The 5,361-nt window shown below is 70.3% G+C and carries 4 protein-coding genes and 1 pseudogene; 3 read left to right on the top strand and 2 right to left on the bottom strand.

The window, feature by feature from the left end:
• Positions 1-375: 375 nt before the first annotated feature.
• The 3 genes and pseudogenes from uraD to nboR all read left to right on the top strand — a co-directional run bounded on the left by uraD (position 376) and on the right by nboR (position 1,833).
• Positions 376-878: pseudogene (uraD, locus tag K789_RS23430) on the top strand (2-oxo-4-hydroxy-4-carboxy-5-ureidoimidazoline decarboxylase).
• The gene (gene uraH / locus K789_RS0117790) at positions 875-1,216 is read left to right on the top strand and encodes a hydroxyisourate hydrolase (protein WP_024367951.1); all 342 of its coding nucleotides are present in this window, start codon (positions 875-877) and stop codon (positions 1,214-1,216) included. The pseudogene uraD and the gene uraH overlap by 4 nt, the downstream one beginning before the upstream one ends.
• Before the next feature lie 8 nt (positions 1,217-1,224).
• The gene (gene nboR, locus K789_RS0117785) at positions 1,225-1,833 is read left to right on the top strand and encodes a nicotine blue oxidoreductase (RefSeq protein ID WP_029705227.1); all 609 of its coding nucleotides are present in this window, start codon (positions 1,225-1,227) and stop codon (positions 1,831-1,833) included.
• Between the two features lie 120 nt (positions 1,834-1,953).
• Here the strand turns inward: nboR and K789_RS0117780 are convergent, their stop codons facing one another.
• On the bottom strand, positions 1,954-2,937 hold the full coding sequence (locus K789_RS0117780) for an aldo/keto reductase (RefSeq protein WP_024367949.1): 984 nt from the start codon (positions 2,935-2,937) through the stop codon (positions 1,954-1,956).
• Positions 2,938-3,040: 103 nt separating this feature from the next.
• Positions 3,041-5,361, bottom strand: a 2,321-nt coding sequence (locus K789_RS0117775; RefSeq protein ID WP_024367948.1) for a xanthine dehydrogenase family protein molybdopterin-binding subunit, incomplete at its 5' end; no start/stop codon positions are given.

The raw sequence follows: 5,361 nt of genomic DNA, 5'->3' as shown, positions 1-5,361 counted from the left end.
TTCCATAGTTGCCCAAGCTAGCCACGCCAGCTATACAAAAGCTTTGAATCAGCTGTCACCGCCCCCAAGCAAGGCTAGGTCTCGTCGTCCCACATGCCGGCGTCGGCGGCGTCCTCCGGCTTGTCCTCCGCCTCGGGGTCGCCGGAACCGACATAGGCGGCGGGCACCGTCCCGGCGGCCTGGGTCAGTTGTTCCTCGCGGATGTTGCCGGCCCGGCCGGGTTCCGCGTGCGGCTGGCGGGNGCAGGGCGGCCGGATCGGTGCCGGGTCGGTTCGGATCAGTCATGACACTGCCTTTCATCCGGGGATCGAATGCTTCCCAGACTAACGTGGGCCCTAACCGTGAACGCCAGCATCAAACACGAGGACCAGCCTCATGCACCTTGACCAGTTCAACGCGGCCAGCCGCACGGAGGCGGCCGATGCCCTGCGGCCCTGCCTGGACATCCAGCGCTGGATCGACGGGCTCGCCGACGCGCGGCCCTATGCGGATCTCGCAGCACTCCTGGCGGCGGGNCGGGCCGCGCCGCAGCCGACCCGTTCACCCGGGCGGAAATCGAAGCAGCACTCGCCCACCACCCGCGGATCGGCGAGCGGGCCCGGGGAGACAGCAGGGAGGCCAGGCTTTCCCAGTCGGAGCAGGCCGGTCTTGGCGCGGCTGACGCGGCCGTCGCGGAGGCCCTGGCGGACGGCAACCGGGCCTACGAGGAGAAGTTCGGGCAGGTGTTCCTGATCCGTGCGGCCGGCCGCAGCCGCGAGGAGATCCTGGCCGCGCTGACCGGCCGGCTCGCCCACACGCCCGAAGAAGAACAAACCATTATTGGCCAGCAGCTGCGGGAAATCGCAGTGCTCCGACTCGAAGGACTGATGGGCAGATGAGCGTTTCCCACATCACTACCCACGTGCTCGACACCGGCACCGGCAAGCCCGCGGCCGGCGTCCCGGTCTCCCTCCAGGTGCTCGACGGCGGGCGCTGGGTCCAGATCGCCGAGGGCGCCACGGACGCGGACGGACGCATCCAACAGCTGGGGCCGGACCGGTTGCCCCCGGGGACCTACAGTCTGGCTTTCGATACGGGAAAGTACTTCGCCGCCAGCGGCACCGCAACGTTCTTCCCGGAAGTGGCTATCACGTTCGGCGTGGTCGAGTCGGAGGCCCACTACCATGTGCCGCTCCTGCTGAGCCCGTTCGCCTACTCCACCTACCGGGGCAGCTGAGCCCGCCGGTGAGCGACAGCGGAGCGCCACGTACGACGGCGGTGCTGCTTGCCGCCGGCGCCGGGACACGACTGGGGCGCGGCCCCAAAGCGCTGCTCCCGTTCCACGGCCGCACGCTCGTTGAAGTGCTCGCCGCCGTCCTGCTCGCGGGCGGCTGCCGGGAAGTGGTGACGGTGCTCGGCGCGGACGCGGCAACGGTCCGTGCCGGCACCGACCTCAGCCGGCACCGTGTCATCGATAACCCGGACTGGGCCACCGGAATGGGCAGCTCCTTCCGGCTGGGAGTTGCCGCGGCAGCCCCGGAGGACCACGTGCTGATGGCCCTGGTGGATCAGCCCGGACTGACCCAGGAGACCGTCGCCCGGTTGCTGGCGTCCCACCGGCCGGGCCGGGTGACGGCGGCGGCCTACCGGGGACCCGACGGCACACTGCGGCGCGGGCATCCGCTGCTGCTGGATGCCACCCTGCGTGCTGAGGCCGCGGACTCGGCTACCGGCGACGCCGGGGCACGCATCTTCCTGCAGGCCCACCCGGACCTCATCGACCTTGTGGACTGCAGCGACCTCTCCGGCGGCGAGGACCTCGACACGCCGGACCAGCTGCACCTGCTCGACTAGGGTCAAGCGCAGCCGGGCCGCAGACCGAACACTGCCACTAACCCCAACGCGGGGTCAGATACCGCCCATTAAGGCCCCTCCAATGGGCCGTATCTGACCCCGCGTTGCTTTGGGAGGGGGCTACCAGCGGGGGTGGATCGATGCGCGGAAGTAGCGGTCATAGATTTCGTGGACGCCGACGTCGAACGTTGCGTCAATGCCGGTGACCGACGCTGCTTCGGCGTTCGCGCGGGCCTGGTCCACGTTCCGCGCACCGGGGATCACGGTGCTGACGCCGTCCTGTGCCGCGATCCAGGCGATGGCCGCCTGGGCGGTGCTGACGCCGTCGGGTACCAGTTCCTCGAACTCGGCCACGGCTTGGAGGCCCTGCCCGAAGTCCACGCCGGAGAAGGTCTCCCCGACGTCGAACGCCGAACCGGTGCGGTTGTAGTTCCGGTGGTCGTCCGCCGCGAAGGACGTGTCCGCGGTGTACTTGCCGGAGAGCAGACCCGAGGCGAGCGGCACGCGGGCGATGATGCCGACGCCGGCGGCCTCCGCCGCGGGCAGCACCTCGTCCAGCGGCTTGAGCCGGAAGGCGTTGAGGATGATCTGCACGGTGGCCGTGCCTGCGTGGCGCATGGCTTCGAGGGCTTCGTCGGTCCGCTCCACGCTGACGCCGTAGTTCCGGATGGCACCTTCGGCCACGAGGGTGTCCAGCGCGTCGTAGACTTCGGCGTTGCTGTACACGGCGGTGGGCGGGCAGTGCAGCTGGACCAGGTCCAGCTGCTCGACGCCCAGGTTGCGCCGGGACCGGTCCGTCCAGTCGCGGAAGTTGGCGAGGTTGTAGTGCTCCGGCCGCTGCTCCACCCGGCGGCCCATCTTGGTGGCCACCGTGATGTCCAGGCCGGGGTTGTCGGCCAGGAAGGCGCCGATGGCCTGCTCGCTGCGGCCGTCGCCATAGACGTCCGCGGTGTCGAAGAATGTGACACCGGCTTCCACAGAGGCGGCCAGGATGGCCTGCGCCTGCGCGGGGTCCACGTTGCCCCAGTCCGCGCCCAGCTGCCAGGTCCCCAGTCCAACGATGGAGACGTTCCGTCCGGTCTTGCCCAAGATTCGCTGTTCCATCATCCGACTATAGGCCGTTGGCGCCCGCTGCCCACCACAACGCGGGGTCAGATACGGCCCGTAAAACCCCACAACATGGGCCGTATCTGACCCCGCGTTGGTGTTAGAGGGTGGAGGCCAGGCCTGCTTCCTTGAGGCCGAGGTAGATCTTGTCCCGGGCGATGGGCAGCTCCGCGAACCGGAGTCCCGTGGCGTCCCGGATGGCGTTGGCCAGCGCCGGCGCCACCGGATTGAACGGGCTCTCGCTCATGGACTTCGCACCCAGCGGGCCCAGCTTGTCGGACGTGTCGGCGAAGTACACCTCGCTGCGCGGCACGTCCGCGAAGGTCGGGATGTGGTACTGCCGGAGGATGTCCGTGGTGACCCGTCCGGCGTCGTCCACCCTGACCTCCTCATACAACGCAGCGCCCAGCGCCTGCGCGATGCCGCCCTCGATCTGCCCGCGACACTGCCTCGGATTGACCACCACACCGGCGTCGGCGGCCTGGACGCTTTGCAGGATCCGCAACTCCCCCGTCCCGGTGTTCACCGCCACCCGGAAACCATGGACATTGAACGCCACCGACCGCGGGGTCCCGCCCCAATGCCCCTCCCCGGAAAGGTCGACGCCGGCCGCCGCGGCGGCGTCGTGCAGTTCCGCCAGCGGCACCCGGGTTCCCTCGCAGACCACCGCGTCAGCCTCCAGCACGCAGCCCGCGGCACGGACCTGGCGGATTCCGGCGGCGAAGGCGCGGATCCGGACCGCCAGTTCCTCGGCCGCGGCGAGAGTGGCTTTGCCGGCCACCACTGTCCCGGCCGAGCCGAAGGCACCGGAATCGTGATCCACAAGGTCCGTGTCCGACTGCCGGACCGTGATCCGGTCCGCGGTGGTGGACAGGGCGGTGGCCGCGAGCTGGGCGTGCACGGTGGTGGTGCCGTTGCCGAACTCCGCGGTTCCCACGTCCACCTGGTAGCAACCGTCCGGCAGGACCCGGATTTTGGAATGCGCGAAGTGGCCCCGCGGCGGGACGGTGTCGATCATGGACAACGCCGCCCCCTCCCCCGTGACCCAGTCCGGGCCGGGGTCCCCGAGCCCGGCGGCCGCGTCGCGTTCCCGGCCCCGCGCCAGGGCGTCCTGCACCAGCCGGGTGCACTGGTCCAGCCCGTAGCTGCCGTAATGCACGTCCTCCTGCGGGTCGGGGCGGGTGGAGAGCATGTCGTCGCCCTCGCGGACCATGTTGCGGCGGCGGAACTCCATCGGGTCCATGCCGATTCCGGTGGCGAGCTCGTCGATGGCGGACTCGATCGCGAAGATCATCTGGCTCAGCCCGTAGCCGCGGAAGGCGCCGGAGGGCACAGTATTGGTGTAGACGGCGTGCGCGTCCACTTTCTTGTTGGCGCAGTTGTACACGCCCAGGGATTCGCCGCAGCCGTGGAACATCACGCCCACGGAATGGTTGCCGTAGGCGCCGGCGTTGGTCAGGACCTCCAGCTGCAGGGCCGTCAGCTTTCCGTCGTTGCTGGCGCCGGCCTTGAGGTGGATGGTGAACGGATGCCGCGTGGTGGCCGCCGTGAACTGCTCGGTGCGGGTGAACTCGAGCTGCACCGGCCGCCGGAGCTTCAGCGCCGCGAGGGCCACGATGTCCTCGGTGAGGACTTCCTGCTTGCCGCCGAAGCCGCCGCCCACGCGTCCCGCGACCACCCGGATCCGGTCCTCCGGCAGGCCGAAGAGCCGGCCCAGGGTGCGCCGGACCAGGAACGGGACCTGGCTGGAGGTGCGGACCTGCAGCCGGCCGTCGGCGTCGACCGAGGCGATGGCGGCGTGGGTCTCCAGCGCGGTGTGCGCCACCCGCTGCGTCCGGTAGGTCTGCTCGTGGATGAAGTCCGCGGTGGCGAAGGCAGCCGCGACGTCGCCCAGTTCGGAGTGCAGCTCGGCCACGACGTTCTGTTCCGGCCGGCAGATGCGGGCCGTGTGGGCGTCCTTGTCGCCGTGGACCAGCGGCGCCCCGGGGCGCATCGCCTCCTGCGGGGTGAACACGGCATCCAGCACCTGGTACTGAACTTGCAGCGCCCGGACGCCGGCTTCCGCCGCGGCGACGGTCTCCGCGACGAACCGGACGACGTCGTCCAGCACCCGGGTGTCGTCCGGATCGTCGGTGTAGAGCTCATGCTGCGCCGTGGAGAAGAGCTGCGCGGGTGCGTCCTCGTGGGTGAAGACCGCCTCCACACCGGGGATCCGCAGGGCCTCGGTGGCATCGATGGACAGCACGCGGGCGTGGGCATGCGGCGAGCGCAGGAGCTTCACGTGCAGGAGCCCGGGGAGCTCCGCCGCGGGCACGTCGAGCGTGAAGCGCGCCGTGCCGGTGACAATCGCCTGGCTGGCCGGCGCCGGGACGTCGTCGCCGAGCTGGCCGGGACGCGGATCGGGCTGGCCCGCACCGGCGG

Source organism: Arthrobacter sp. TB 26, assembly GCF_000427315.1.
In the GTDB taxonomy this organism is placed as follows: Bacteria; Actinomycetota; Actinomycetes; order Actinomycetales; family Micrococcaceae; genus Arthrobacter.
Note: the sequence above shows the minus strand (reverse complement) of the source record. Positions and strands in the feature narration are given on the sequence as shown.

What these genes read in the sequence shown, in the direction of transcription:
- uraH (WP_024367951.1), top strand. Translation starts at nt 875, where the DNA reads ATGAGCGTTTCCCACATCACTACCCACGTGCTCGACACCGGCACCGGC.
- K789_RS0117780 (WP_024367949.1), bottom strand. Translation starts at nt 2,937, where the DNA reads ATGGAACAGCGAATCTTGGGCAAGACCGGACGGAACGTCTCCATCGTT.